The organism is Allobosea sp. WAO, from assembly GCF_001509835.1.
GTDB lineage: Bacteria > Pseudomonadota > Alphaproteobacteria > Rhizobiales > Beijerinckiaceae > Allobosea.
The window spans coordinates 14,385-39,812 of sequence record NZ_JXTJ01000018.1 but is presented as its reverse complement, the minus strand read 5'-3'; the positions used below and the strand labels follow the sequence as shown (position 1 = coordinate 39,812).

Genomic DNA, 25,428 nt, shown 5'->3' with positions numbered 1-25,428 from the left:
GTTTGCCGGCCGGCTCGCCGCATACTCGCCGTCAGGCGGCCCGCAAGGTCCGCACCCATCTCCGGCGAGCCTGCTTTGATCCCAGCCGAAGACCTGCGCCAGATCGCCTCCTGGTCGCTCGACCTCACGCCCGAGGAATTCGAGGAGGCCCGTCGCGGAACCACGATCAAGACCTATGGCAAGGGTGCCTATGTCTGCCATGTCGGCGACCGCCTGGAATCCTGGACCGGCGTCGCAGACGGGCTGCTGAAGATGAGTACGACCTCGCGCAGCGGCAAATCGGCGACGCTCGCCGGGCTACGCAGCGGCGCCTGGTTCGGCGAAGGCACGATCATCAAGAGCGAGCCACGGCGCTATGATCTCGTCGCGCTGCGCGAGACCAAGGTCGCGCTGATGCGGCGCCAGACCTTCTTCTGGCTGTTCGAGCACTCGGCCGCCTTCAACCGCTTCCTCGTCCACCAGTTCAACGAGCGCCTGGCCCAGTTCATCGGGCTCGCCGAATACGACCGCATGCTGGGGGCGACCGGGCGCCTCGCCCGCAACCTCGCCTGGCTGTTCAACCCGATCCTCTACCCCGGCCAGGGCCGGACGCTGGCGATCTCGCAGGAGGAGCTCGGCCTGCTGGCCGGCATCTCCCGGCAGATGGCCAATCAGAGCCTCGCCAAACTCGCCGAGCTCGGGTTGGTCGAGGTCGGGCATAACGAGGTGACGATCCTCGATCTGGATCGGCTTGCCCGCTACGAGGGGTGAGGCGCCCCAGAGGCGATACACGTCCGACCCGAGCGGCGCCGGCGCTAAGAATCCCCGCCCGGCGCGAAGAAGCAGAGCAGCTCGCCGGCATCGTTGATGCAGAGATGCCAGAGACCGTCCGGCGACAGCCGGGCCTTGTCGTGCGGGATCTGGAGGATCAAGAGCTCGCGGCGCTCCTTCGGCCACATCGGGTGTCGCCCCGGCGCGATCGTCACGACGAAGCCGGCCTTGCCGAGCTTCACCTCGTGGGGATCGATCTGGGCACAATCGGCGCCGGAACAGCAGGCGAACGGGTATTCCCAGCCATTGGGAGCCTGATGGGCGCGAGTTGCCCTCGCGCCGGCGGCGAGCATGACCGCTATCGTGATCGAGGCAAGAACGCGCATTTGCCGGTCCCCGCCCTGAAACTCCCGCCTGAATGCGGTGGATCGAAGGCATCTGGCCCGCGTGCCGCTACTCAACAGCAGGCACGGCAACCGGCCGGGGCCGGCGAGACGCGGCTCCTGCGCGCTTCTCGCGATTGAGTGAACACGCGCCAGTCAGCTTCAGCTGACGACGACGCGGCCTCCTTCACGATTGGAGGAGGTCGCAAATCCTTGAAATCTTTGCGGAAGCACCGATTCTACGGCCTGTCGGCCAAACCTCGGCGGGACAATAGCGCCCCAAAAGCATCCTGTCTGTCAAGCGCCTCCTTGCACAGGGTCGGGCCACCTGCAAAGCTTGCATGATCGCACAAGGGGCCGAATGGCCCGGACAATCCCGCGACAGACGGGGCGACAGGGTGGAGACGACGATCGTGGCAAGCGCTGCCGCCGGTGAGGCGGATACCTTCCCGAAACTGCTGACGCGCAATGCCCGCGAGCGCGCTTCGCGTGTCGCGTTCCGGCACAAGGATCTCGGCATCTGGCAGTCCTGGAACTGGGCTGAGGTCGTCGAGCAGATCCGCGCCTATGCCAGGGGCCTGCAGGATCTCGGCCTGAAGCGCGGCGAGAAGGTCGCCATCGTCGGCTACAACCGGCCGCGCCTCTATTGGTCGATGGCCGCGGCGCAGTGGCTCGGCGCGATTCCCGTTCCGGTCTATGCCGACAGCGTCGCCGACGAGATGGCCTATGTGCTCGACCATGCCGGCGCCGTCTTCGCCTGCGTCCAGGACCAGGAGCAGGTCGACAAGATCCTCTCCGTCGCCGAGCGGCTGCCCAACCTGCGGCACATGCTCTATGACGAGCCGCGCGGCCTGCGCGACTACGACCATGGCAAGCTCCACGACATCAGCGCGGTGATCGAGGCCGGGCGCGCGAAGCTGAAGGACCCTGCCGCGAGCGCCGCGCTCGACGCCGAGATGGCGCAGGGCACGGGCTCCGATCTCGCCATCATCCTCTACACCTCGGGCACGACCGGCCGGCCCAAGGGCGTGATGCTCAGCCATTACAACGTCATCACCGCTGCCGAGATCGGCTGCGCCTTCGACGGGCTGAACGAGAGCGACGAGATCATCGCCTATCTGCCGATCGCCTGGGTCGGCGACCACGTTTTCTCCTATGCCCAGGCGATCATCGCCGGCTTCTGCGTCAACTGCCCGGAAGGCCCGGAGACCGTCGTCGACGACCGCCGCGAGGTCGGCACCACCTACGCCTTCGCGCCGCCACGCGTCTTCGAGACCATGCTGACCATCACCATGGTGCGCATGGAGGATGCCGGCCCGCTGATGCGCAAGACGTTCCACTACTTCCTCGGCGTGGCGAAGAAGTACGGCGAGAAGATCCTGAACGGCGAGCCGGTGCCGCTCGGCGCTCGCCTGCTCTACAAGCTCGGCGACATCGTGATCTACGCGCCGCTGCGCAACCGCTTCGGCCTGACCAACATCAAGGTCGGCTATACCGCCGGCGAGGCGATCGGTCCCGAGCTCTTCCGTTTCTACCGCTCGATCGGCGTCAATCTGAAGCAGCTCTACGGACAGACCGAGGCCGGCGTCTACATCACCATGCAGCCGGACGGCGAGATCAAGGCCGACACGGTCGGCCGGCCGGCGCCGCAGGTCGAGATCAGGATCGACGACAATGGCGAGGTGCTCTACCGCTCGCCCTCGATCTTCCGCGGCTACTACAAGGACGAGGAGAAGACCGCGGAAACGATGACCGCCGACGGCTATGTCCGCTCCGGCGATGCCGGCTTCTTCGACGAGGGCGGCCATCTCAAGATCATCGACCGCGCCAAGGATGTCGGAAAGCTCAACTCGGGCGACCTGTTCCCGCCGAAATACATCGAGAACAAGCTCAAATTCTATCCGAACATCAAGGAGGTCGTCGCCTTCGGACAGGGCCGCGACTACGCGACCGTGGCGCTGAACATCGACCTCACGGCGGTGGGCAACTGGGCCGAGCGCAACAACGTCGTCTACGCCTCCTATCAGGAGCTTGCCGGCCACCCTCAGGTCTACGACATGATGGCCAGGCACGTCGACGAGGTGAACCGCTCGCTCGCCGCCGAGCCGATGATGGGCGGCGCCCAGATCAAGCGCTTCCTGATCCTGCACAAGGAACTCGACGCCGACGACGGCGAGCTCACCCGCACCCAGAAGGTCCGCCGCGGCTTCATCGCCGAGCGCTACGCGCCTCTGGTCGAGGCTCTGTACAATGGCTCCACCGAGGCCGACATCTCGACCGAAGTCACCTTCGAGGACGGCCGCAAGGGCATGATCTCGGCCAGGGTCAAGGTCCGCGACGCCAACATCTACCCGGTCACGGCCCCGGCCGGCGCCATCGCGGCGAAGGAGGCGGCATGAACGCGCATCCGATGAACCTCACCGGCGAACCCGTCACCGGCAAGGGCGATGTCCTGCTCTCGGTCGAGAGCGTCTCGCTGCGCTTCGGCGGCGTGAAGGCGATCACCGACGTCTCCTTCGACATCCGCAAGGGCGAGGTCCGCGCCATCATCGGCCCGAACGGCGCCGGCAAGACCTCGATGCTGAACTGCATCAACGGCTTCTACCACCCGCAGGAAGGCCGGATCACCTACAAGGGCGTCCGGCGCAGCAAGATCCGCCCGCATCAGGCCGCCGCCGCCGGCATCGCCCGCACCTTCCAGAACGTCGCTCTGTTCAAGGGCATGTCGACCCTCGACAACATCATGACCGGGCGCACGCTGAAGATGCGCAAGGGCTTCTTCTGGCAGGCCCTGCGCCATGGCCCGGCGATGAGCGAAGAGATCGAGCACCGCAAGGTCGTCGAGGACATCATCGACTTCCTGCAGATCGAGCACATCCGCAAGCTTCCGGTCGGCAAGCTGCCCTATGGGCTGCAGAAGCGCGTCGAGCTCGGCCGGGCGCTCGCCATGGAGCCCGAGCTGCTCCTGCTCGACGAGCCGATGGCCGGCATGAACCTCGAGGAGAAGGAGGACATGTGCCGCTTCATCCTCGACGTGAACAACCAGTTCGGCACCACCATCGCTCTGATCGAGCACGATATGGGCGTCGTCATGGACCTCTCCGACCGCGTCGTCGTGCTCGAATATGGCCGCAAGATCGCCGACGGCACGCCCGACGAGGTCAAGGCGAACCAGAAGGTCATCGATGCCTATCTCGGAGTAGCGCACTGATGACCACCGTATCCAGGAACCCGAGCGCAAAGGGGAAGAGCGCATGAGCGACGTCGCCGCGCAGCCCGCGCCCAGTCTCCTCGCCAATGGCTGGATCAAGACCGGCCTGATCGTCGCCGGCGTGATCGCGGCGGCACTGATCGGCGCCCAGCTCGACCCGTCGGGCACCATTCACAAGATCTTCGTCGACCCGTTCCAGCAAATGGTCCAGGCGCCCGACCTGCTCGCCCAGACGATCTGGGAAGGCCTGGTTTCCGGCGTGCTCTACGCCCTGATCGCGCTCGGCTTCGTCCTGATCTTCAAGGCTTCCGGCGTCTTCAACTTCGCCCAGGGCATCATGGTGGTGTTCGCGGCGCTGACCCTGGTCGGCCTGCACGAGAAGGGCGTCCCGGCCTTCCTCGCGGTCTTCCTGACGCTCGGCGTGATGTTCGTGCTCGCCGTCACCATCGAGCGCGTGGTGCTGCGCCCGCTGGTCAACCAGCCCGACATCATCCTGTTCATGGCGACCTTCGGGATCACCTATTTCCTGATCGGCTTTGGCGAATCCGTCTTCGGCGGCAATCCCAAGCAGATGATCACCAGCGAGCTCTATCTGCCGAAGGGGGCGCTCGACGCCAAGATCCTCGGTGGCATAGTCTCCTTCCAGAAGATCGACATCGCAGCGGCGATCATCGCCTCGCTGATGATCGCCGCGCTCGCCGTCTTCTTCCAGTACACCCGCATCGGCCGGGCGCTCCGGGCCGTGGCGGATAGCCACAAGGCGGCGCTCTCGGTCGGCATCTCGCTCAACCAGATCTGGGTGATCGTCTGGTTCACCGCTGGCATCGTCGCGCTGATCACCGGCATCATGTGGGGCGCGCGCTCGGACGTCTCCTTCGCGCTCGAGATCGTGGCGTTGAAGGCCCTTCCGGTGCTGATCCTCGGCGGCTTCACCTCGATCCCTGGCGCCATTGTCGGCGGGCTGATCATCGGCATCGGCGAGAAGCTCGGCGAGTTCTACTGGGGCCCGCTGATCGGCGGCGGCATCGAGAGCTGGCTCGCCTATTTCATCGCCCTGGGCTTCCTGCTGTTCCGGCCGCAGGGCCTGTTCGGCGACAAGATCATCGAACGCATCTGAGGGGCTGACACGTGTTCTACCGCGAAGCCGGCCAATTCAAATCGACCTACGCCGCCGACATGGCCGTGTTCCCGATCCGGCAGGACCGGATCGGCATCGCCGTGATCCTGCTGATCGCCTTCGTTGGCATCCCGATGATCGGCAACGACTTCTTCATCTCCTCGGTGATGATCCCGTTCCTGGTGTTCTCGCTCGCCGCGATCGGGCTCAACATCCTCACCGGCTACACCGGCCTGATCTCGCTCGGCACCGCCGCCTTCATGGGGGTCGGCGCCTATTCCTGCTACAAGCTGACGACGATCTTCCCGGGCGTGAACGTCATCGTGCTCGTGCTGGTCTCCGGCCTGTTCTCGGCGGCGGTCGGCGTGCTGTTCGGCCTGCCCTCGCTGCGGATCAAGGGATTCTACCTCGCGGTGGCGACCCTGGCGGCCCAGTTCTTCCTGCAGTGGGCCTTCGTGCGCGTGCCCTGGCTGTTCAACTACAACGCCTCGGGCGCCATCGAGGTGCCGCAGCGTCTGTTCTTCGGCCTGCCCATCACCGGCGCCTCGGCCTCGCCTGAAACGCGCTACTTCGTCTGCCTCGGGCTCGTCGTCGTCCTCACCTGGTTCGCCTCGAACCTGGTTCATGGAAAGCTGGGGCGTTCCTGGATGGCCGTGCGCGACATGGACATCGCCGCCGAGCTGATGGGCATCAAGCTGCTCAACGCCAAGCTGCTCGCCTTCGCCGTCTCCTCCTTCTATGCCGGCGTCGCCGGGGCGATGATGATCTTCTTCTGGTACGGCACCGCCGAAGCCGCCGACGTGTTCAACATTCGCCTCTCCTTCAACATCCTGTTCATGGTCATCATCGGCGGGCTCGGCTCGCTGATCGGCTCCTTCTTCGGCGCGGCCTTCATCGCCAGCCTGCCGACCATGCTGAAATTCGGCTTGCCGGCGCTGGGCGTGCCGCTCACCGGCGCCGCCGCCGAGCATGTCACCTTCATGCTGGTCGGCGGCCTGATCATCTTCTTCCTGATCGTCGAGCCGCACGGCCTGGCCCGGCTCTGGCAGATCGCGAAGCAGAAATTGCGGACGTGGCCTTTCCCCTACTGACCCGGGGAGGAGGTCCAAGAAGACGACCCGCGGCAAATCATAAGCGGCGGGCACTCAAGAGGCGGAACGGCCCCGGCCGCATCCGACGCAACCAACGGAGGAAGCAAAGATGAAGAGCAGCATGATCAAGGGCGTCGCGCTCGGCGCGCTTCTGGCGGCCGGCGCCCTCGCCGCTCCGGCCAATGCCCAGGACTCGGTCTACTTCGCCAACAACGCCTACCGCACCGGCCCGTTCTCCGGCTCCGGCATCCCGATCGGCGACGGCATGCGCGACTACATCACCATGATCAACGAGCGCGACGGTGGCGTGAACGGCGTCAAGATCGTCTACGAGGAGTGCGAGACCGGCTACGACACCAAGAAGTCGATCGAGTGCTACGAGCAGGCCAAGTCGAAGAACACCATCGTCTACTCGCCCTGGTCGACCGGCGCGACGCTCGCCGCGATCCCGCGCGCCCATGTCGACAAGATCCCGATCCTGTCGATGGCCTATGGCCTCTCGGCCTCGGCCGACGGCACCAACTTCCCCTGGGTCTTCATCCCGCCCTTCACCTATTGGGACGGCGCCTCCGTCATGGTGAAGCACATGGCCAACGAGCTCGGCGGCATGGACAAGCTCAAGGGCAAGAAGCTCGGCCTGATCCATCTCGACGCGCCCTTCGGCAAGGAGCCGATCCCGGTGCTTGAGAACCTCGCCAAGAAGTACGGTTTCGAGGTCAAGCTCTACCCGGTCGCTGCTGCCGACATGCAGAACCAGGGCTCGCTCTGGCTCTCGATCCGGCGTGACCGGCCCGACTTCCTCTACAATCAGGGCTGGGGAGCGATGAACCCCACCGCGGTCAAGGAAGCGATCAAGAACAACTTCCCGATCAACAAGCTGGTCGGCGTCTGGTGGGCTGGCGGCGATGACGACGCCCGCGCCGGCGGCGCCGAGGCCAAGGGCTACCGCTCGCTGAGCTGGGCCGCGGCCGGCACCAATTTCCCGGTGATGCAGGACATCCTCAAGCACGTGGTCGAGAAGGGCAAGAGCACGACGCCGAAGGATAAGGTCGGCGAAGCTCTCTACAATCGCGGCGTCTACAACTCGATGCTGGTCGTCGAAGGCATCCGCAACGCCCAGAAGCTGACCGGCAAGAAGGTGGTCACGGCGGAAGACATGCGCCGCGGCCTGGAAAGCCTCAACATCAACGACGCCCGGCTGAAAGATCTCGGCATGGCGGGCTTCACCACGCCGACCGTGGTCTCCTGCACCGACCATTCCGGCCACAGCAAGATGTTCGTCGCCGAATGGGATGGCACCAAGTGGACGCAGAAGGGCGACTGGATCGAGCCAATGAAGGACGAGGTCCGGCCGCTGATCGAGGCCAACGCCAAGGACTATGTCGAGAAGGCCGGTAACTGGCCGAAGCGCACCGAGTCCTGCGAGAAGTCGTCCTGATCTGACGAAGGGCGGACCGCGCTCCCTTCTCCCCCGTGCGGGAGAAGGGAGCGCGGCAAAGCCGAGACGGATGAGGGGTCGCGCCGTTCTGGACGGTCGCGGCTCTCGGCAAAGAACTCGGACGCGCAGCGCAACCCCTCATCCGGCGCTGCGCGCCACCTTCTCCCGCAAGGGGAGAAGGGGAGGAGCCGCAATGTCGAGCCTTGCCTTGGAAAACAGCCCCGCCCCAGCCGCCGCGACGGACACGATCCTGTCGCTGAACAATATCGAGGTGATCTACGATCACGTCATCCTGGTTCTGAAGGGCGTCTCGCTGCAGGTGCCGCGCAAGGGTATCGTCGCGATTCTCGGGGCCAACGGCGCCGGCAAGACCACGACCCTGAAGGCGATCTCGAACCTGCTCAAGGCCGAGCGCGGCGAGGTCACCAAGGGCTCGATCGTCTTCGACGGCGAGCGCGTTGACCGCATGTCCCCGAGCGAACTGGTGCGCCGCGGCTGCATCCAGGTCATGGAAGGCCGGCACTGCTTCGGCCATCTCTCGATCGAGGAGAACCTCCTGACCGGCGCCTTCACCCGGCGCGACGGCAATGCCGCGATCAAGCGCGACCTCGAGAAGATCTACGAGCTCTTCCCGCGCCTGAAGCAGCGCCGCAACTCGCAGGCCGGCTATACCTCCGGCGGCGAGCAACAGATGTGCGCGGTCGGCCGCGCCATGATGTCGAAGCCGAAGATGATCCTGCTCGATGAGCCGTCCATGGGGCTGGCGCCGCAGATCGTCGAGGAAATCTTCGAGATCGTTCGCCGGCTCAATGCCGAGGAGGGCGTCTCCTTCCTCGTTGCCGAGCAGAACACCAACATGGCCCTGCGCTACGCCACCTATGGCTACATCATGGAGACCGGCCGCGTCGTCATGGACGGCGAGGCGCAGATGCTGCGCGAGAACGAGGACGTCAAGGAGTTCTATCTCGGGGTTGCCGAAGGGGCCAAGAAGTCGTTCCGCGAGGTCAAGAGCTACAAGCGCCGCAAGCGCTGGCTGTCGTGAGAAACCCGCCGCGAATCCGCCGTATGAAGGGTCCAGGGCCTGATCGATGCTCTACGTCATCATCGTTCTCCTGCTCCTCGCCTTGATCTTCGGACCGCAGTTCTGGGTCCGTCGCGAGATGGAAAGGCACGCCGTGGCGCGGCCCGACCTGCCGGGAACCGGCGGCGAGCTCGCCCGCCATCTGCTCGACCGGTTCCAGCTCGGCGCGGTCGCGGTCGAGACCACGGCCGTGGGCGACCATTACGACCCCGACGCCCGTGCGGTCCGCCTCTCGCCGGGCAATCATGACGGCCGATCGATCACCGCCGTGGCGGTCGCCGCGCACGAGGTCGGCCATGCCATCCAGCATGCGCAGGGCAGCACCCTGTTCATCGCCCGCACCGGGCTCGCGCGCCTGCTCGGTATGATCGACAAGGTCGCGATGGTGGTGCTGGTCACCGCCCCACTGGTCGCGATCCTGACCCGCGTGCCCTCGATCGCCCTGATGCAGTTCGGTTTCGCCATCGCGCTGCTCGGCATCGGCCTTGTCGTGCATCTGGTGACCCTGCCGCTCGAATTCGACGCCAGCTTCGGCAAGGCGCTGCCGATCCTGACCAGCGACGGCTATCTCCACCCCGGCGACGTGCCGGCTGCGCGCGGTGTGCTGCGAGCGGCGGCGCTGACCTATGTCGCCGGCGCGCTGGTCGGGCTGCTGAACTTCCTGCGCCTCCTGCGCTTCATCCGATGATCGACGCCATTCCCGAGGACCCGAGCGATGAGCGAGTACTACGACGATCTCGAGACGCTATCGCCGGCGGCGCGCGAGGCCGCCCTGTTCGCCCGCCTGCCCGTCGTGCTCGAGGCCGCGCTGGCGACGCCGGGCTATGGCGCCCATCTCGCCGGCGTCGCGCCGGCGGCGATCCGCGACCGCGCCGCCTTCGCTCGCCTGCCGGTCCTGCGCAAGGCCGACATGCCAGCGCTCCAGCAGGCGGCACCGCCCTTCGGTGGCTTCACCACCGCGCCGCTCGGCTCCTTCGGCCGGCTCTTCACCTCGCCCGGGCCGATCTTCGAGCCGGAGGGCACCGGCACCGACCCCTGGGGCACCGCGCGCGGCCTCTTCGCCGCCGGGATCCGCAAGGGCGACATCGTGCTGAACACCTTCGGCTACCATCTGACGCCCGGCGGTTTCATCATGGATTCCGCCGCCCGAGCTATCGGCTGCGCCGTCATCCCGGCCGGTCCCGGCAACACCGAGCAGCAGCTCGAGGTCATCTCCGCTTACAGGCCGAGCGCCTATACCGGCACGCCGGACTTCCTGAAGATCCTGATCGAGGCCGCCGATGCGCGCGGCGTCGACATCTCCTGCATCAAACGCGCCGTGGTCTCGGGTGCCGCCTTCCCGCCCTCGCTGCAGAACTGGGTGCGGGCGCGCGGCATCGACGCCTACCAGCTCTACGCCACCGCCGATCTTGGCCTGATCGCCTATGAGACTGATGCCCGCGACGGCATGGTGCTGAACGAGAACCTGATCGTCGAGATCGTCCGGCCGGGCACCGGCGATCCGGTGGCGGAGGGCGAGGTCGGTGAGATCGTCGTCACCAATCTCGATCCGCACCACCCGCAGATCAGGCTGGCCGTCGGGGATCTCACCGCGGTGCTGCCCGGCGCGAGCGCCAGCGGCCGGACCAATGCCCGCATCAAGGGCTGGATGGGCAGGGCCGACCAGACCGCCAAGGTCAAGGGCATGTTCGTGCGGCCGGAGCAGGTCGCCGAGATCGCCCGCCGCCATGCCGAGATCGCCAAGCTGAGACTCGTCGTCGGCCGCGCCGACGAGGTCGACACGATGACGCTCAAGGCCGAGATCTATGCCGAGCCGAAAGGCTTCATCGACGCCGTGTCCTCGACCCTGCAGCAGGTGACCAAGCTCAAGGGCACCGTCGAGGTCCTGCCGCTCGGCGCCCTGCCCAATGACGGCAAGGTCATCGCCGACGAACGGCCGGTGGGGTAGTTCGTCTTCGCCGGAAAGAGCGCGGGGAACCCTCTCCTTCCAGGAGAAGGAATCTCGCGCCTCACCACGCGATCGGCTCCTCCCCCTTCCCTTCCAGCCACGCATTGGCGCGCGAAAACGGCTTCGAGCCGAAGAAGCCGCGTCGCGCCGAGAGCGGCGAGGGATGGGGGCTGGTGATGACGAGATGGCGGCTCTCGTCGATCAGGCCGCGCTTGCCCTGCGCCGGTGCGCCCCAGAGCAGGAAGACGACATGCGGCCGCGCGGCGGAGACGGCTGCGATCGCCGCGTCCGTCACCGCGCCCCAGCCGAGCGAGAGATGCGAGCCCGCCTTGCTGGCGCCCTCGCGCACGGTCAGCGCCGTGTTGAGCAGCAGCACGCCCTGGCGCGCCCAGGATGAGAGGTCGCCATCGGGCGGCGCGGGCAGCCCCAGATCGTCGGTCCGCTCCCGGTAGATATTGACCAGCGAGCGTGGCAGCGGCGGCGGCCCGACATAGGAGAAGGCGAGCCCATTGGCATGGCCCGGCGTCGGATAGGGATCCTGGCCGAGGATCACGGCGCGGACCCGGTCAAGCGGGGTCAGGGCGAGCGCGGCCAGGAAGCGTTCCGGAGCAGGGGCGACGATCTCGCCGGCAGCACGCTCGGCATCGACGGCGGCGCAGGCGCGTGCCACCGCCCCATCACGGAAAACGGACAGATCGCGCCAGGAGGCGGATGCGGGCGAAGCGAGAAAAGCGGCGAGCGCTGCGTCGAAGGTCGGCATCGTCGATTCTGCTGGCGGGAGAAGACTTGGTCATCCCGGCCGTAGCGCAGCAAAGGGCCGGGATCCATGCCTGAACCTCTATCGGCTAGGATCAAGCATGGATCCCGGGTCTCCCTTCGGTCGCCCGGGATGACTGGTATAGGTGCGATCAGACCGAGGCTTGCCTATTTCAGCACCGCCCGACCCTCGACCTTCGCGTCGACCGAGCCGAGCCGGCGGACATAGACCATCACCTCGTTGGCCATCAGCTTGCCGTCGGTGAGGCCGATCAGTGTCTTGCCACGGCCAAGCGCGGTGTAGCCGTCGCCGCCATCGAGCATGAAGTTGTTCGAGGCGACCGTGTACTTGCCGGCCGGGTCGATCGGCTTGTCATCGACGGTGACGGTCGTGACGCGCGAGCCCTGCGGCTGCTTCAGATCGGCCTCGAACTTCATGCCCGAGATCACCGGGAAGCGGCCGGCGCCCTGCGGCGCGTCGCGCAGCCCGTTCTCGATCGCGTCCCTGACATCCTTTCCGGTGATCTCAACCATCACCGTCGCATTGCCGAAAGGCAGTTCGCTCAGGACATCGCGCCGGGTCAGCTTGTGGCCGGCCGGGTACTGCTTGTTGGCGCGGATGCCACCGGCATTGGTGATAGCGAGCTGCGCGCCGGTTGCGCTCTTGATCGCATCCGCGATCAGGTTGCCGATCGCGGTCTCCTGGGTGCGGATCACGCCGGTGCGCGAATCGAGCGGCGCGGCCAGCGTCGCGATCTCGATGTCGAGTTCCTTGGAAAGCTCGGCCTCATAACCCTTCACGATGGCGGCGACCTCGGGATCCGGCGTCGCGGCGCGGGAATCGTTGACCCGGAAGGTCGGGGTCCACTCGACGCGGCGATTGGCGCCCTCACCCGTCGCCTTGGCGGCGATGTCGATCGCGGTGACGTAATTGCCCTCCTCGTTCGACTCGACCATCACCACCTTGCCGTCATAGGCGATGGCAAGATCATGGTCGTGGCCGGTCAGCAGGATGTCGACGACGCGCGAGCGCACGATCTGCAGGTCGGTGGCGCGGTCGGCATGGACGACGCCGACCAGGATGTCGGCGCCCTGCGCCTTCAGCGCCCGCGCCTCGCGCCGAAGTGCCTCCATGGTCGAGGAGAATTTCAGGTCGCCGGGATTGGAGAGCTGCGGCGTCGGATCATAGGTCGTGCCGATGACGCCGACCTTGAAGCCGCCGAGCTCGAAGATCTGCGAATCCTTGTGGCCAGGCAGCGGGTTGCCGGCTGCGTCGCGCAGGTTCGCGGCGAAGGTCGGATAGGTCTGGGCGGCGGCGAGCTTGAGATAGTTGTCCTTGCCGAAGTCGAATTCGTGATTGCCGGGCACGAAGACGTCGAGCCCCATCTTGTTCTGCATGGCGACGATATGCGCGCCCTGGTCGAAGCCCGACATCAGCGAGGGCGAGTAGCAATCGCCGGCATGGCAGAACAGCACCGGCACGCCGCGCGCCCGCTCCGCCTTGGCGATGCCCGAAGCCCGGGCGAAGCCGCCTTTGCCCTTGTCGTCGCTCATCTTGTAGATGTCGTTGACGAGCAGCAGCGTGAAGCTCGGAGCGGGCGCCTGCGCCTTCGCCACCGGGGCGGTCGCCGCCATGGCTGCTGGGGCGGCGAGCACGCTCAGCGCGCGGCGACGGGTCATCTTGGTCATAGGCCAACCCCTCCGGATTTGATTTTTTCCAGACTAGCAAGAGCCGTGCTGTGTTGGCGAGGTCCTGCGCGCGACAAAGCTGCGATTGCTGCGAGAACAGCTTCCGCATTGTCGCACCCGCCGACGAAACCTGTCTCGCGACTGGACGAAAGCCGGAACTCGTCTAAATCACAGGCCATGGAAAAGCGCATCGACACGAACGCCGAAGCCGGCTTGCCAGCGGCGCCCGCCATCGCCCTGCCGTCCGACCATCCGCGGGTCCGCTCCGGCCGGATCGGCGTGCTGCTGATGAATCTCGGCACGCCGGAAGGCACGAGCTACTGGCCGATGCGCGCCTATCTCAAGGAGTTCCTCTCCGATCGCCGGGTGATCGAGGAGCCGCGCTGGAAATGGTGGCCGATCCTCAACCTGATCATCCTGTCGACGCGCCCCGGCCGGAAGGGCAAGGACTACGCGACGATCTGGAACAAGGAGCGCGACGAGGGTCCGCTCAAGACCATCACCCGCTCGCAGACCGAGCAGCTGGCGCAGCGCCTCCAGGGCTTTGCCGGCGACCGGATCGTCTTCGACTGGGCGATGCGTTACGGCTTTCCCGATGTGAAGAGCCGGATCCAGCATCTGCAGAACGAGGGCTGCGACCGCATCCTGTTCGTGCCGCTCTATCCGCAATATGCCGCCCCGACCACGGCGACTGCCTGCGACCACGCCTTCCGGGCGCTGATGGAGATGCGCTGGCAGCCGGCGGTCCGCACCGTACCGGCCTATCATGACGATCCCGCCTATATCGGTGCGCTCGCGACCTCGATGCGGGCCTCGCTTGCCAAGCTCGATTTCGAGCCGCAGATCATCCTCTGCTCCTTCCACGGCATGCCGAAGGAGAACCTGCTCAAGGGTGATCCCTATTACTGCCAGTGCGCCAAGACCTGGCGTCTGCTGCGCGACGCGCTCGGGCTGCCGGAAGAGCGCTTCCGCATGACCTTCCAGTCGCGCTTCGGGCCCGATGAATGGCTGCAGCCCTATACCGACGAGACGGTGAAGGCGCTGGCTCAGGGCGGCGCCAAGTCTCTCGCCATCGTCGCGCCCGGCTTCTCGGCCGACTGCCTGGAGACCCTCGAAGAGCTCGACGGCGAGAACCGCGAGATCTTCCTGCACAATGGCGGCGAGAAATTCGCCTATCTGCCCTGCCTCAACGATTCCGCCGAGGGCATCGACGTCATCGAGGCGCTGGTCCGCCGGGAGCTGATGGGCTGGGCCTGAGGCATCCTGACGCCCTTCCCTCTTTGCCGGTCATTCCGGCCGGAGCGAAGCGCAGTGCCGGGATCCATCGTAGGGCGCAGTGCCCTCCGATGGATCCCGGGTCGACCCTTGGTCGCCCGGGATGACGGGAAGCGCCGAGGCGCATCGTTCAGCCCACCACGAAGCGCGTCACGCTCTCGACCACCGGCTTCGCCTGCAGGATGCGGCGGTGGCCGAGCCCGCCTGTCTCCTCCAAGGTCACGAAGGGCCCCCCCGCCGCCAGCGCCTCTGCATGGTGGAAATCGAGTTCGCGATCCTGCCGGTCATGGATCACCAGCGTCGGCAGGCCGATCGCAGCCAGCTGCTCGCGGCCCTCGAAAACCTCGATCGGATTGCCCGCGACGCTTTGGATGCGCTTCTCCAGCGCTGCCTGGCCGCGTCGGCCGAGTCCGATCGTCGCGCCGAAATTGCGCGTGATCATCGCGATCGAGGACGGCGCCGCGATCAGCGCGAGCCGGCGCGCCGCGACCGATGGCTGGCCCGGCACGCTGCCGGCGAGGGCTGCGAGCGCGATGGCCCCACCGAAGGAATGCGTCACGATAGCATGGACGGGGGCGAACACCCGGGCGACCGCAGCAAGGGCCGCAACGCCGAGCGGGATGTTGAGCTCCGCCCCGGTCGAGGCGCCATGCGCCGGCATGTCGAAGGCGACGACGCGGAACCCCTGCGCCAGCAAGGGCGCGACGAAGGCGGTCATGAAGGCCGCCTCGCTGTTCCAGCCATGCAGCAGGATCACCGTCGGCGCCGGGCCATCGCCATCTTGCAAGCGGGGCTCCGGTTCGAACAGATAGGTGCTGACCGTCCCGCACGGGTAGGATACCGCCTGCCTGATCGCCGGCGCGAGCCGGGCGCGGGCGGCAATGATCGCCTTGCCGGTCCGGCTCTGCGGGCCCGGCAGGCGCGGTGGCGTGCAGAAGAGCTTGAAGGCGGCGCGCCCTGCCGTATGCGGGGCGATGAAGCTGCCGATGCGGACGAGAGGACGAATGACGCTGAGGGCTGCGCTGGGCATGATCGGGAACCCTGTTTGTTCAGTCTTGAACTATTATGTTCAGCCATGAACAAAATGCAAGAGCCGATTTCCGCACCGTCAGATGAGCTGGGCGGCACTGGCGGCACCGGGCTGCCCTGGGATCTGCCGCGCTTCAAGAACTGGCTCGCCGTCGCGCGCATGCACCAGCTCTGGAAGAAGGTGTTCTCGGAGGCGCTGGCGCCTCTCGGCATCCAGCTCGCCCATTACGACGTGCTCGCCAATGTCTTCCGCACGCCGGGGCTGACCCAGCAGGCGCTGGCCGAGAAGCTGCTCGTCGGGCGCAGTGCCATGAGCATGCTGCTGCCCGAGCTGGAGCGCCGCAACCTGATCGAACGCCGCAATGACGAGGCTGACAAGCGCGTCCGCCGGCTCTGGCTGACGCCGGAGGGCGAGGCGCTCACCCGCAAGGCTCTGGCAATCCATACCGCCAGGATCGAGGCGATGATGGGCGTCCTCAGCGACGAGGAATGCAACGCCATCGGCGAGACGATGTGGCGTGTCGTCAAGGCGCTGGAAGGCTGATCCCGGCGCGAGCTTGCATCAAAGCTTCGCAATCATCAGCTTGATGGCCGCAGACTGGATTGGAGATTGATTTCATGGGTCCGTACGGGTTCGACATCGTCGTCGTCGCGCTGGTGGCGCTGGTCATCCTGACGATCGCGCTCGGCGTGCGCACGGTCCCGCAGGGCTACAACTACACCGTCGAGCGCTTCGGCCGTTATTCGCGCACGCTCGGCGCCGGGCTCGGCCTGATCGTGCCCTATATCGACCGGGTCGGCCACAAGGTGAATGTCATGGAGCAGGTGCTCGACATTCCCAGCCAGGAGGCGATCACCAAGGACAATGCCGGCGTGCGCATCGATGCCGCCGCCTTCTTCCAGGTGCTCGACGCCGCCAAGGCCCGCTACGAGGTCGCGAGCCTCGACGATGCGCTGATGGTCCTGACCATGACCAATATCCGCACCGTCGTCGGCTCGATGGACCTGGACCAGTTGCTCTCGCATCGCGACGAGATCAACGAGCGGCTGCTGCGCGTCATGGACGCCGCCGCGTCGCCCTGGGGCGTCAAGGTCACCCGCATCGAGATCCGCGACATCCTGCCACCGGCCGACATTGCCGGGGCGATGAACCGCCAGATGAAGGCCGAGCGCGAGAAGCGCGCCGCCGTGCTCGAGGCCGAAGGCCTGCGCCAGGCCGATATCCTCAAGGCCGAGGGCCAGAAGCAGTCGCAGATCCTCGCCGCCGAGGGCCGCAAGGAGGCGGCGCTGCGCGATGCCGAAGCGCGCGAGCGTCTCGCCCAGGCCGAGGCGAACGCCACCGCCATGGTCAGCGAGGCGATCAGCCGCGGCGACATCCAGGCCGCCAACTTCCTGATCGCCGAGCGCTACACCGACGCCCTCAAGGCGATGGCCAGCGCCCCCAACAGCAAGGTGGTGATCGTGCCGATTGAGGCTGCCGCGCTTGCCGGCACGGTCGGCGGCATCGCCCAGCTCACCAAGGCGGTTTTCGGCGAGGAGGCGATCGAGAGCCGCCGCGCCGGCTCCGTTCCGGCCGCCGGCCGCAGCCCCGGAGCCTGACATGCTCGACTGGTTCGGCTCCTTCGGCGGTTGGGTCTGGATCGTGCTCGGTCTCGTCCTGATCGGCGGCGAGATGCTCGCGCCCGGCGTCTTCCTGCTTTGGCTCGGCCTCGCGGCGCTGCTCACCGGTGCTGTCGTCGGCCTCACCGGCATCGCCTGGCAGGGCGCCTGGCTCGTCTTCGCCGCCTTTGCCGTCGCCAGCGTGCTGGTCGGCCGCATCGCGACAAGGCGCAAGGCCGAGGAGCCCGATGCCGCCCACGGCCTGAACGATCGCGGCCGACAACTGATCGGCCGGGTCTTCAAGCTCGAGGCGACCATGACCGGCGGCGAGGGCCGCATCCGCGTCGGCGATTCTTCCTGGCGCGTTACCGGCCCGGAGTTGCTCGCCGGCTCGGAGGTGCGCGTCGTCCGGGTCGAGGGCGCGACGCTGATCGTCGAGAAGGCTTGACTCGTCGCGCTCCGGGCCGCTTGCGCCGAATGCGACGCACAGGCTTAACCCGCCATTGAGGCTTGCGCGTCCCTGCCATGGACCACCGCAGCCGGTGCTGTCATGACGGGGCCTACGCTGCGGGCCCACAGGTAGCGCGGCGTGTCGGAGGGATCCGTCATGAGCATCCCGCACGGGCCAATCGATCTACTGCTAGCCGCCGCTCTGTCCCTGCTGATCGCAGCCCTGGCCTTCGGCGCCGTCTTCGCCTGATCCGAGCCCGTTTCAGGTGCGATTCATCCTGAATCGACCGTTCACCATCTCGCTGAACCGGTGATTCACCGGCGCCTTCTTCAAATCGCCCGCGAGGCGGCACTGGCCGCGTAGGAGGCGAAAGACATGACCCGCCGACACGGGCCGATCGATCTCATTCTCGCGGCAGGGTTCGCGCTGCTGCTGATGCTGCTCGCGCTGCGCCCGGTACAGGCCCGCGAAGTCGTCGAGTTTCCCGATCTTCGCTACCAGCCGGGCACGATCGTCATCCGCACCGCCGAGCGGAAGCTCTATTTCATCGCCGCCCCCGGCCAGGCGCTGCGCTACAGCATCGCCGTCGGTAAGGCCGGCAAGCAATGGCGTGGCGTCAAATACATCGAGGAGCTTGCGGTCGAACCGTCCTGGAGCCCGCCGGCCTCGGTCAAGCGCGACAATCCCTCGATTCCCGACATCATCCCGAGCGGCGCCCCCAACAATCCGATGGGCGCCCGCGTCATCGGCCTCGGGCCCGGCGGCGAATACGCGATCCACGGCACCAACAATCCGCGCTCGGTCGGCACGGCGGCATCCTATGGCTGCTTCCGCATGCACAACCGGGATGTGATCGATCTTTACGCCCGGGTCCGCATGGGCGCCCCGGTCGTGGTCATGCCCTGAGACAGCCGGCTTTACGGCGGGAATCGCGTCCCTGCCGTAAAGTCGCTTTGCATTCGCTTGCCCTCTCGCCTGCGGGAAGAAAGCCGGATATCGTTCGCCGCGCGCGACGCCAGTCTTGCTCAACTTCGAACCGCAGAGTCTCAGAGGGGCTACCGATGGATCATCTCGCAGACGTCAAGAAGTTCGCTAAAAAGGCCGTCAATGAAGCGGCTTTCGCCGGCATGGCCAAGTCTTATGCACTGGTCATGAGCAAGCCCGATACGCGCTACGTCGCCTGTTCCGACCCGGCCGAGCTGGAGCGCGTCCGCGAGAACTTCCTGAAGAAGAAGCTCGGCCTGAACGGCGGCGATCTCGACGCCTCGATCAAGGCGATCTGCGAGCACATGAAGGCCGACAAGACCAAATCGCGCCTGACCTTCTACTATCTGCTGGCCGAGCATTATGGAAAGCTTGATGCCTTCGTGAAGAAGTAGAGATCAATCCGACGGCTTTGGCCGCAAGGCGCTTCCCGAAAGGGAGGCGCCTTTTTTATTGCCCGCCGCCAGCCGTTTTCTATCCCCGCCGGCGAAACCGCGGCTGATCCGGCCAAGCCGGCATCATGGACGCACCGCCGCGTCGGGGGATTTCGCCATGTTCTCGCTTTCCCGCTCCGCCATCGCCAGCAACACCCCGGCCCTTCTCGCCGGTCTCGAGGCCGCGCTCGTCGCCGTCATCGTCTTCGGCGCCGGCCTCGCGCTCGCCGTCACCATCGGCTTCTTCTGAGAGGTGCCGCCATGCCGGCCCCGCAAATCTCCGTCGCCTCCCGGCCGGTCGGCCCGCATTTCGAGGTCGGCCGTGATCGCGAGGGCTTCTGGATCGCCGTCGAGACGCATGGGCGCGGCGGCGGCTACTTCGCCAGCCTCGATGCCGCCCTGCATTATGCCCGCTTCACCACCGGCCGCGAGCCTGGCGGGGTGACGCTGGCGACCCGCCCGCTCGAACTCCTGCCACCGCGCCTCTGCTGACGCCGCCCGCTCAGCGATAGAGGTCCTCGCGCGTCAGCGGCAGGCCGGACGGCCCCTTGCGGCGCTTCGAGACCAGCGTCTGATTGATCAGCGCCCCGCCACGCTCGAAGGCGAGCGAGCAGCCGGCGAGATAGAGCAGCCACATCCGCGTGCGCTCCGCCCCGATTTCGGCCTCCGCCTCCGCCTTGCGCGCGTTCAGCCGCTCCCACCATAGCCTGGTCGTGCGCTGGTAGTGCTCGCGCCAGCCCTCGACATCGTGCACCTCGAAGCCGTAGCGCTCGAGATTGGCGATCGACATGCCGAGATGATCGAGCTCGCCGCCGGGAAAGATGTAGCGCACCAGGGCGCGATACTCGGGCGGCATCTTGTTGAAGGCCTTCTCGGTCTTCTTCGCACGGCGCGAGATCGTGTGGTGCAGATAAAGCCCGCGCGGCCGCAGCAGCCGGTTCACCGCCTGGAAATAGGTCTGGTGGTTGCGGATACCGACCTGCTCGAACATGCCGATCGAGGAGATCTTGTCGAAGACGCCCTCCATCTGCGTGAAGTCCTTGAGATGCAGCGTGACCCGATCCTGCAGCCCGAGTCGCTCGACCTTCTCGCGCGCGAATTTCAGCTGCTCCTCGGCCAGCGTCACGCCATGCGCCTCGACGCCGTAATGCTGGGCAGCATGGCAGATCAGGGCGCCCCAGCCGCAGCCGATGTCGAGCAGCTTGTCGCCCGGCTTGAGGCGCAGCTTCCGGCAGATCATGTCGAGCTTGTCGCGCTGGGCCCGGCCGATATCGCCGTGCTCCTCGGTGAAGTAGGCGCAGGTGTAGACCATCTCCTCGTCGAGGAAGAGCCGGTAGAATTCGTTCGAGACGTCGTAGTGATAGGCGACATTGGCCTTGTTGGTCGCCGGATCGCCATCACGCGCGATCTCGTCGCCCTTGCGATGCGCCACCGCCGCCGGGGCCGAGCCCGGCGCGAAGATGAAGCGGCGCACCACGTCAAACACCGCCGATTTCGGGATGCCCCGCGCCAGCCTGCCGACCTTGCCCTCCGGCCGCGCCGCGGCGAGGTCGAAGATCGAGCCGTTCTCGATCGCGATCCGGTCGGAGATGTGGAGGTTGAGGAGTGTGTCGAGCTTCGGCTTGCGCAGCAATGCCGCAACGGCGCCGCCATCGCGGATCGCGATCATCAGCCCATCCTGCGGCCAGTCGGCGGGCACTTTCGAGCCGTCCCACAGGGAAAAGCCGAGCTTCAGCCCGAGTTTCGCATGGGCCTCGGTCAGAAGTCGCCGCAGTGCCTCGATGCGTTGTACGTCGCCGCCCATGCCGATAATCCGCCCCGTTTACCTTACGGCCTTTAGGCCGCAGGACGCTTCTCATTGCAACCGCGATTGCGCTCGTGGCCGGCGGCGCATGGCTATGCACCTTACGCAATGTCGCCATGCATGACCGCAGCAGCGTCACCGAATCTGCACAATCATTAACCGGCGGCGTTCCAGAACGATCCGGGCGCTTCTGCGCCGATTGATTCTGGAGCCCATGATGTCGTCAGCGGACCATCTCAGCCGTCGTCTTGATTTCCTGAAATTCGACGCCGAGACGCGTGCGCATATCGCCAATGTCCAGGATGTCGTCCGTGCGGCGCTGCCGGAGGCGCTGGACGCCTTCTACGGTCAGGTCGCCCGCTTCCCGGAGACCAACGCCTTCTTCAAGTCGCCTGGCCATATGGACAAGGCCAAGAGCCGGCAGCTCGATCATTGGCAGGTCATCGCCAACGGCCAGCCGGACCAGGATTATGTCCGTTCCGTCACCACCATCGGCGAAGTCCATGCCCGCATCGGGCTGGAGCCGCGCTGGTACATTGGCGGCTATGCCCTGCTGCTCGAGCAAATCATCGGCAAGGTCCTCGAGGAGCGTTGGCCGAAGAGCCGTTTCGGCGGCAAGCTGCCGGGCGCCGCCGAGCGCAGCGCCGAGATCGGTGCGATCGTTAAGGCTGCCATGCTCGACATGGACTACGCCATCACCGTCTATGTCGAGGCTTCCGAGACCGCCCGGCTCAAGGCAGAGGCCGAAGCTCGCGCCCAGGAGGAGATCAAGGCCCGCCAGCGCGACAAGGCGATCGGCTATGTCAGCGCTGCGATGGCGGCGCTCGCCCAGGGCGATCTCAGCCACCGCGTGCCCGCCGACATGCCGGAGGAATACGCCAGCATCGGCGAGCACTTCGACCACGCCATGACTCGGTTGGGCGAGATGGTCGCGACGATCAAGGCAAGCTCGGCTGCGATCGCCGCGTCCTCGCAGGAGATCAATTCGGGCGCCGACGACCTCTCCTCGCGCACCGAGCAGCAGGCGGCGGCGTTGCAGCAGACCGCCGCGACCACCGAGCAGCTCACCGCCTCGGTCAAGAGCTCGGCTCAGTCCTCGCGCGATTCGCTCGTCCTCGCCGACAATGCCTCGGCCGTGGCGCGTACCGGCGGTGAAATCGTCAAGGATGCGATCCAGGCGATGGTCCGCATCGAGGAGGCCTCGAAGAAGATCTCCGAGATCACCGGCGTGATCGACGGCATCGCCTTCCAGACCAATCTCCTCGCCCTCAACGCGGCCGTCGAGGCCGCCCGGGCCGGCGATGCCGGCCGCGGCTTCGCCGTGGTCGCCGCCGAGGTCCGGGCGCTGGCGCAGCGCTCGGCCGGCGCGGCCAAGGACATCACCAGCCTGATCGGCTCCTCCGATGCCGAGGTCGTCGAAGGCGTTCGCCTGGTTCGCCAGGCCGGCGAGACGCTGGAGAAGATCGTCGACGCCTCGACGCAGGTCTCGGCCACGGTCAACGACATCGCCGCCGCCACCGGCGAACAGGCCAACGGCATAGACGAGATGGCCCGTACCGTCAGCCATATGGACGAGATGACCCAGAGCAATGCCGCCCTGGCGGAGCAGAGCGCGGCCTCGGCTCGGACCTTGCTCGATCAGATCGAACGGCTGAACCAGCTGATGAGCGCCTTCCGGACGACGGGCCGCGAAGGCGCCGTCGCGATCCCGGCTCCGCGGCGCAGGGCCGCCTGAGGACGGATCCGGGCGTCGCCGCGACCTTAGAAGTCGCTGGCGATGCCCTTCACTTCCCAGTCGTCATAGCGCACCGGCTCGAGTCCGCCGCGGCCGGCGATTTCCTTGTCACGCCCGAGCGCCTCCGCCTTGGCGTCGAGGGCGGCGCGTCGCGCCTGCGCCTCGGCAAGCGCGCGCTGCGCCGCCGGCGTCAGTTCCTTGGTCGCAGGCACGCCGGAAGGCTCGCTCTTTTCCGCATTCGCGCCCATACTGGCCTCGATCTCTTGCAGGATCCGCATCGTCTTCACCACATAGGGATGAATTCGGCGCCAGGCGAGGGCGCCGCGGCGCGAATGCTCGAGCAAGCGAGAGGTGATCGATGAATTATGTCCGTACCGGCATGCTGATGGCAGCGCTGACCGCCCTGTTCGGGGCCGTTGGCTATCTGCTCGCGGGCGCCGGCGGCATGCTGATCGCGCTCGGCATCGCGGTCGCGACCAACCTGTTCAGCTACTGGAATTCCGACAAGCTGGCGCTGGCCGCCCACAATGCCGAAGAGGTCGACGAACGCGCAGCGCCGGAGCTCTACGGCATGGTGCGCGACCTCGCGGCGCGGGCGAACATGCCGATGCCGCGCGTCTACATCATCCATGAGGACCAGCCCAACGCCTTCGCCACCGGCCGCAATCCGCAGAACGCCGCCGTTGCTGCGACCACCGGCATCCTGCGCACGCTCAGCTATGACGAGCTCGCCGGCGTGATGGCGCACGAACTGGCGCACATCAAGAATCACGACACGCTGACCATGACGATCACCGCGACCATGGCCGGCGCGATCTCGACCATCGCCAGCTTCGGCATGTTCTTCGGCTCGCGCGACCAGCGTCCGAACTTCATCGTCCAGATCCTGGTGACGCTGCTGGCGCCGCTGGCGGCGACGATCATCCAGATGGCGATCTCGCGCTCGCGCGAATACGAGGCCGACCGGATCGGCGGCGAGATCTGCGGCAACCCGGCGGCGCTCGCCGATGCTCTGGCCAAGATCGCCGGCGGCGTCGCTCACATCCCGAACGAGACGGCGGAACAGAAGCCTGCTACGGCGCACATGTTCATCATCAACCCGCTGAGCGGACGCGGCATGGATTCTCTGTTCTCGACCCACCCCGACACCGGCAATCGCATCGCTGCGCTGATGGAGCAGGCGCGCGCCATGGGCGTCACCGGCCAGGCCGGCGGCTTCCTGCGCGGCGCGGCCCAAAGTCCATTCGGCGGCCGCGAACCCGGGCCCTGGGGCTGAGATGGCGCGCTCCGAAACCGCCGCGCCCTCCGCTGAAGCGAAGCCGCTCGACAACGCGCCGGGCCTCGCCGCCCGCCGGCTGGCTGCCGAACTGATCGACGAGGTCCTGCGCGCCGGGACCGCCCTCGACGAGACCTATGAGCGCATGGCTGCGGCAGCAAAGCTGGAGCCCGCCGATGCCGGCCTCGCTCGCGCCATCGCCACTGTCGCCTTCCGCCGGCTCGGCTCGATCCGCCATGCCATCGACGCAAGGCTCGAGCGCGGCAGCCCGCGCAATTCCGGCCCGTTCGAACCGATCATGGTCGCAGCCGCAGCGCAATTGCTCTTCCTCGACGTGCCCGACCACGCCGCCGTCGACCTCGCCATCCGCCATTTGCACGAGGATGCGCGTTCCTCGCGCTATGTCTCGCTCGGCAACGCCGTGCTGCGCCGGCTGGCCCGTGAGCGCGACACGATCCTCGCCGAGCTCGACCCGCTGATCGACGCGCCGGAATGGCTGGGCGAGAGCTGGATCCGCCATTATGGCGCCGAGACCGCCGCCGCCATCGCGCTCGCCCACGCGCAGGAGCCGCCGCTCGACCTGACGGTCAAGGCTGACGCTGCCGGCTGGGCCGAAAAGCTCGACGGCATCGTGCTGCCGACCGGATCGGTCCGTCTGCGCGGCCGCGAAAGCGTCACCACCCTGTCCGGCTTCGCCGAGGGCGAATGGTGGGTCCAGGATGCAGCCGCGGCGCTGCCGGCATTGCTGCTGGCCGCCAAGCCCGGCGAGCGCGCCGCCGATCTCTGCGCCGCCCCCGGCGGCAAGACGGCGCAACTCGTCGCGGCCGGCGCCGAGGTGACCGCCGTCGACCGCTCCGGTCCGCGCCTGCGCCGGCTCGCGGCCAATCTGGAGCGGCTCGGCCAAAAGGCCGAGATCGTCACCGCCGATGCCGCCCGCTACGAGGCGGAACCCTTCGACGCCGTGCTGCTCGATGCCCCCTGCAGCGCCACCGGCACGATCCGCCGCCATCCCGATGTCGCCTGGACCAAGCGTCCCGAGGACATCGCCAAGCTGATCGCCCTGCAGGCACGCCTGCTCGACCAGGCGGCGAAGCTGACCCGCCCCGGCGGCCGGCTCGTCTACTGCACCTGCTCGCTGGAGCCCGAAGAAGGCGAGGCGCAGATCGCGGCCTTCCTCGCGCGCCAGCCGGGCTTCGCCCGAAAGCCGATCGAGGCTGCGGAAATCGGCGGCATCGCCGAAGCGCTGACGCCTTTGGGCGAGCTGCGAACCTTGCCCCACCAGCTTGCCGGCGAGACGCCGAGACTCTCGGGCTGGGCGGGATTTTACGCATGTCGCCTGATCAGGCTATGACTTCTGCGGATTCGCCGCAGGGCTGG

At 66.8% G+C, this 25,428-nt stretch carries 26 protein-coding genes; 20 read left to right on the top strand and 6 right to left on the bottom strand.

Annotation, left to right across the window (positions count from 1 at the left end):
• Positions 1–75: 75 nt before the first annotated feature.
• Positions 76–750, top strand: a complete 675-nt coding sequence (locus DK26_RS26075; RefSeq protein ID WP_066479143.1) for a Crp/Fnr family transcriptional regulator — start codon at positions 76–78, stop codon at positions 748–750.
• A 44-nt stretch (positions 751–794) separates the two neighbouring features.
• On the opposite strand, the gene DK26_RS26070 is transcribed toward DK26_RS26075, so the two are convergent.
• Positions 795–1,136 carry a hypothetical protein gene (locus DK26_RS26070; RefSeq protein WP_066479141.1) on the bottom strand — a complete coding sequence of 114 codons (342 nt, stop codon included), beginning with the start codon at positions 1,134–1,136 and terminating at the stop codon, positions 795–797.
• A 407-nt stretch (positions 1,137–1,543) separates the two neighbouring features.
• On the opposite strand from DK26_RS26070, the gene DK26_RS26065 reads away from it, so the two are divergent.
• The 8 genes from DK26_RS26065 to DK26_RS26030 all read left to right on the top strand — a co-directional run bounded on the left by DK26_RS26065 (position 1,544) and on the right by DK26_RS26030 (position 11,019).
• Positions 1,544–3,532, top strand: coding sequence for an AMP-binding protein (locus DK26_RS26065; protein WP_066479601.1), 1,989 nt, complete (start codon positions 1,544–1,546; stop codon positions 3,530–3,532).
• Positions 3,529–4,344, top strand: coding sequence for an ABC transporter ATP-binding protein (locus DK26_RS26060; protein ID WP_066479139.1), 816 nt, complete (start codon positions 3,529–3,531; stop codon positions 4,342–4,344). The genes DK26_RS26065 and DK26_RS26060 overlap by 4 nt, the downstream gene beginning before the upstream one ends.
• A 202-nt stretch (positions 4,345–4,546) precedes the next feature.
• Positions 4,547–5,461 (top strand): branched-chain amino acid ABC transporter permease, encoded by a 915-nt coding sequence (locus tag DK26_RS26055; RefSeq protein ID WP_066479598.1) that lies wholly within the window; start codon positions 4,547–4,549, stop codon positions 5,459–5,461.
• An 11-nt stretch (positions 5,462–5,472) separates the two neighbouring features.
• Positions 5,473–6,552: a branched-chain amino acid ABC transporter permease gene (locus DK26_RS26050; RefSeq protein ID WP_066479137.1), complete on the top strand. Its 1,080-nt coding sequence runs from the start codon at positions 5,473–5,475 to the stop codon at positions 6,550–6,552.
• Between the two features lie 109 nt (positions 6,553–6,661).
• Entirely contained in the window at positions 6,662–7,990 is a 1,329-nt protein-coding gene (locus DK26_RS26045; protein WP_066479136.1) for an ABC transporter substrate-binding protein, read from the top strand.
• A 193-nt stretch (positions 7,991–8,183) separates the two neighbouring features.
• Positions 8,184–9,032, top strand: a complete 849-nt coding sequence (locus DK26_RS26040) for an ABC transporter ATP-binding protein (RefSeq protein WP_066479133.1) — start codon at positions 8,184–8,186, stop codon at positions 9,030–9,032.
• 46 nt (positions 9,033–9,078) lie between these two features.
• On the top strand, positions 9,079–9,759 hold the full coding sequence (locus DK26_RS26035; RefSeq protein WP_066479126.1) for a zinc metallopeptidase: 681 nt from the start codon (positions 9,079–9,081) through the stop codon (positions 9,757–9,759).
• Between the two features lie 27 nt (positions 9,760–9,786).
• Positions 9,787–11,019: an AMP-binding protein gene (locus DK26_RS26030; protein ID WP_066479123.1), complete on the top strand. Its 1,233-nt coding sequence runs from the start codon at positions 9,787–9,789 to the stop codon at positions 11,017–11,019.
• A gap of 61 nt (positions 11,020–11,080) precedes the next feature.
• Here DK26_RS26030 and ung read toward each other — a convergent pair whose 3' ends face one another.
• Entirely contained in the window at positions 11,081–11,779 is a 699-nt protein-coding gene (ung, locus tag DK26_RS26025; protein WP_066479122.1) for a uracil-DNA glycosylase, read from the bottom strand.
• 164 nt (positions 11,780–11,943) lie between these two features.
• Positions 11,944–13,464, bottom strand: coding sequence for a bifunctional UDP-sugar hydrolase/5'-nucleotidase (locus tag DK26_RS26020; RefSeq protein WP_066479120.1), 1,521 nt, complete (start codon positions 13,462–13,464; stop codon positions 11,944–11,946).
• Between the two features lie 177 nt (positions 13,465–13,641).
• Here DK26_RS26020 and hemH point away from each other — a divergent pair, with 177 nt between their 5' ends.
• Positions 13,642–14,721: a ferrochelatase gene (gene hemH / locus DK26_RS26015; RefSeq protein WP_066479117.1), complete on the top strand. Its 1,080-nt coding sequence runs from the start codon at positions 13,642–13,644 to the stop codon at positions 14,719–14,721.
• A gap of 148 nt (positions 14,722–14,869) precedes the next feature.
• On the opposite strand, the gene DK26_RS26010 is transcribed toward hemH, so the two are convergent.
• The gene (locus DK26_RS26010) at positions 14,870–15,769 is read right to left on the bottom strand and encodes an alpha/beta hydrolase (protein ID WP_066479114.1); all 900 of its coding nucleotides are present in this window, start codon (positions 15,767–15,769) and stop codon (positions 14,870–14,872) included.
• Positions 15,770–15,814: 45 nt separating this feature from the next.
• On the opposite strand from DK26_RS26010, the gene DK26_RS26005 reads away from it, so the two are divergent.
• From DK26_RS26005 to DK26_RS25980, 7 genes are all read left to right on the top strand, one after another.
• Positions 15,815–16,312: a MarR family transcriptional regulator gene (locus tag DK26_RS26005; protein WP_349236339.1), complete on the top strand. Its 498-nt coding sequence runs from the start codon at positions 15,815–15,817 to the stop codon at positions 16,310–16,312.
• Between the two features lie 74 nt (positions 16,313–16,386).
• A complete protein-coding gene (locus DK26_RS26000; protein ID WP_066479113.1) occupies positions 16,387–17,367 on the top strand; it encodes an SPFH domain-containing protein in 981 nt (326 codons plus the stop codon).
• A 1-nt stretch (position 17,368) separates the two neighbouring features.
• Positions 17,369–17,815 (top strand): NfeD family protein, encoded by a 447-nt coding sequence (locus DK26_RS25995; protein WP_066479112.1) that lies wholly within the window; start codon positions 17,369–17,371, stop codon positions 17,813–17,815.
• A gap of 378 nt (positions 17,816–18,193) precedes the next feature.
• The gene (locus DK26_RS25990; protein ID WP_066479110.1) at positions 18,194–18,724 is read left to right on the top strand and encodes a L,D-transpeptidase; all 531 of its coding nucleotides are present in this window, start codon (positions 18,194–18,196) and stop codon (positions 18,722–18,724) included.
• A 155-nt stretch (positions 18,725–18,879) separates the two neighbouring features.
• The gene (locus DK26_RS25985) at positions 18,880–19,197 is read left to right on the top strand and encodes a DUF2853 family protein (RefSeq protein ID WP_066479105.1); all 318 of its coding nucleotides are present in this window, start codon (positions 18,880–18,882) and stop codon (positions 19,195–19,197) included.
• Positions 19,198–19,354: 157 nt separating this feature from the next.
• Entirely contained in the window at positions 19,355–19,486 is a 132-nt protein-coding gene (locus tag DK26_RS29955; protein WP_282568058.1) for a hypothetical protein, read from the top strand.
• 11 nt (positions 19,487–19,497) lie between these two features.
• Positions 19,498–19,728: a hypothetical protein gene (locus DK26_RS25980; RefSeq protein ID WP_066479103.1), complete on the top strand. Its 231-nt coding sequence runs from the start codon at positions 19,498–19,500 to the stop codon at positions 19,726–19,728.
• 10 nt (positions 19,729–19,738) lie between these two features.
• Here the strand turns inward: DK26_RS25980 and DK26_RS25975 are convergent, their stop codons facing one another.
• Positions 19,739–21,040 (bottom strand): class I SAM-dependent methyltransferase, encoded by a 1,302-nt coding sequence (locus DK26_RS25975; protein WP_066479100.1) that lies wholly within the window; start codon positions 21,038–21,040, stop codon positions 19,739–19,741.
• A gap of 217 nt (positions 21,041–21,257) precedes the next feature.
• Here DK26_RS25975 and DK26_RS25970 point away from each other — a divergent pair, with 217 nt between their 5' ends.
• Positions 21,258–22,775 carry a globin-coupled sensor protein gene (locus tag DK26_RS25970; protein ID WP_066479097.1) on the top strand — a complete coding sequence of 506 codons (1,518 nt, stop codon included), beginning with the start codon at positions 21,258–21,260 and terminating at the stop codon, positions 22,773–22,775.
• A 26-nt stretch (positions 22,776–22,801) separates the two neighbouring features.
• Here DK26_RS25970 and DK26_RS25965 read toward each other — a convergent pair whose 3' ends face one another.
• Complete coding sequence (locus DK26_RS25965) at positions 22,802–23,023, bottom strand: DUF1674 domain-containing protein (RefSeq protein WP_066479593.1); 222 nt, start codon at positions 23,021–23,023, stop codon at positions 22,802–22,804.
• Positions 23,024–23,133: 110 nt separating this feature from the next.
• On the opposite strand from DK26_RS25965, the gene htpX reads away from it, so the two are divergent.
• Both htpX and DK26_RS25955 read left to right on the top strand, forming a co-directional pair.
• Positions 23,134–24,051 carry a zinc metalloprotease HtpX gene (gene htpX / locus DK26_RS25960; protein ID WP_066479096.1) on the top strand — a complete coding sequence of 306 codons (918 nt, stop codon included), beginning with the start codon at positions 23,134–23,136 and terminating at the stop codon, positions 24,049–24,051.
• Between the two features lies 1 nt (position 24,052).
• Complete coding sequence (locus DK26_RS25955) at positions 24,053–25,402, top strand: RsmB/NOP family class I SAM-dependent RNA methyltransferase (RefSeq protein WP_066479095.1); 1,350 nt, start codon at positions 24,053–24,055, stop codon at positions 25,400–25,402.
• Positions 25,403–25,428: the final 26 nt, after the last annotated feature.

Excerpts from the sequence above, each read along its gene's own strand:
- DK26_RS26070 (WP_066479141.1), bottom strand. The coding sequence starts at position 1,136 with ATGCGCGTTCTTGCCTCGATCACGATAGCGGTCATGCTCGCCGCCGGC.
- DK26_RS26060 (WP_066479139.1), top strand. The coding sequence starts at position 3,529 with ATGAACGCGCATCCGATGAACCTCACCGGCGAACCCGTCACCGGCAAG.
- DK26_RS26055 (WP_066479598.1), top strand. The coding sequence starts at position 4,547 with ATGGTCCAGGCGCCCGACCTGCTCGCCCAGACGATCTGGGAAGGCCTG.
- DK26_RS26045 (WP_066479136.1), top strand. The coding sequence starts at position 6,662 with ATGAAGAGCAGCATGATCAAGGGCGTCGCGCTCGGCGCGCTTCTGGCG.
- DK26_RS26040 (WP_066479133.1), top strand. The coding sequence starts at position 8,184 with ATGTCGAGCCTTGCCTTGGAAAACAGCCCCGCCCCAGCCGCCGCGACG.
- DK26_RS26035 (WP_066479126.1), top strand. The coding sequence starts at position 9,079 with ATGCTCTACGTCATCATCGTTCTCCTGCTCCTCGCCTTGATCTTCGGA.
- DK26_RS26030 (WP_066479123.1), top strand. The coding sequence starts at position 9,787 with ATGAGCGAGTACTACGACGATCTCGAGACGCTATCGCCGGCGGCGCGC.
- ung (WP_066479122.1), bottom strand. The coding sequence starts at position 11,779 with ATGCCGACCTTCGACGCAGCGCTCGCCGCTTTTCTCGCTTCGCCCGCA.
- DK26_RS26020 (WP_066479120.1), bottom strand. The coding sequence starts at position 13,464 with ATGACCAAGATGACCCGTCGCCGCGCGCTGAGCGTGCTCGCCGCCCCA.
- hemH (WP_066479117.1), top strand. The coding sequence starts at position 13,642 with ATGGAAAAGCGCATCGACACGAACGCCGAAGCCGGCTTGCCAGCGGCG.
- DK26_RS26010 (WP_066479114.1), bottom strand. The coding sequence starts at position 15,769 with ATGCCCAGCGCAGCCCTCAGCGTCATTCGTCCTCTCGTCCGCATCGGC.
- DK26_RS26005 (WP_349236339.1), top strand. The coding sequence starts at position 15,815 with ATGAACAAAATGCAAGAGCCGATTTCCGCACCGTCAGATGAGCTGGGC.
- DK26_RS26000 (WP_066479113.1), top strand. The coding sequence starts at position 16,387 with ATGGGTCCGTACGGGTTCGACATCGTCGTCGTCGCGCTGGTGGCGCTG.
- DK26_RS25995 (WP_066479112.1), top strand. The coding sequence starts at position 17,369 with ATGCTCGACTGGTTCGGCTCCTTCGGCGGTTGGGTCTGGATCGTGCTC.
- DK26_RS25990 (WP_066479110.1), top strand. The coding sequence starts at position 18,194 with ATGACCCGCCGACACGGGCCGATCGATCTCATTCTCGCGGCAGGGTTC.
- DK26_RS25985 (WP_066479105.1), top strand. The coding sequence starts at position 18,880 with ATGGATCATCTCGCAGACGTCAAGAAGTTCGCTAAAAAGGCCGTCAAT.
- DK26_RS29955 (WP_282568058.1), top strand. The coding sequence starts at position 19,355 with ATGTTCTCGCTTTCCCGCTCCGCCATCGCCAGCAACACCCCGGCCCTT.
- DK26_RS25980 (WP_066479103.1), top strand. The coding sequence starts at position 19,498 with ATGCCGGCCCCGCAAATCTCCGTCGCCTCCCGGCCGGTCGGCCCGCAT.
- DK26_RS25975 (WP_066479100.1), bottom strand. The coding sequence starts at position 21,040 with ATGGGCGGCGACGTACAACGCATCGAGGCACTGCGGCGACTTCTGACC.
- DK26_RS25970 (WP_066479097.1), top strand. The coding sequence starts at position 21,258 with ATGTCGTCAGCGGACCATCTCAGCCGTCGTCTTGATTTCCTGAAATTC.
- DK26_RS25965 (WP_066479593.1), bottom strand. The coding sequence starts at position 23,023 with ATGGGCGCGAATGCGGAAAAGAGCGAGCCTTCCGGCGTGCCTGCGACC.
- htpX (WP_066479096.1), top strand. The coding sequence starts at position 23,134 with ATGAATTATGTCCGTACCGGCATGCTGATGGCAGCGCTGACCGCCCTG.
- DK26_RS25955 (WP_066479095.1), top strand. The coding sequence starts at position 24,053 with ATGGCGCGCTCCGAAACCGCCGCGCCCTCCGCTGAAGCGAAGCCGCTC.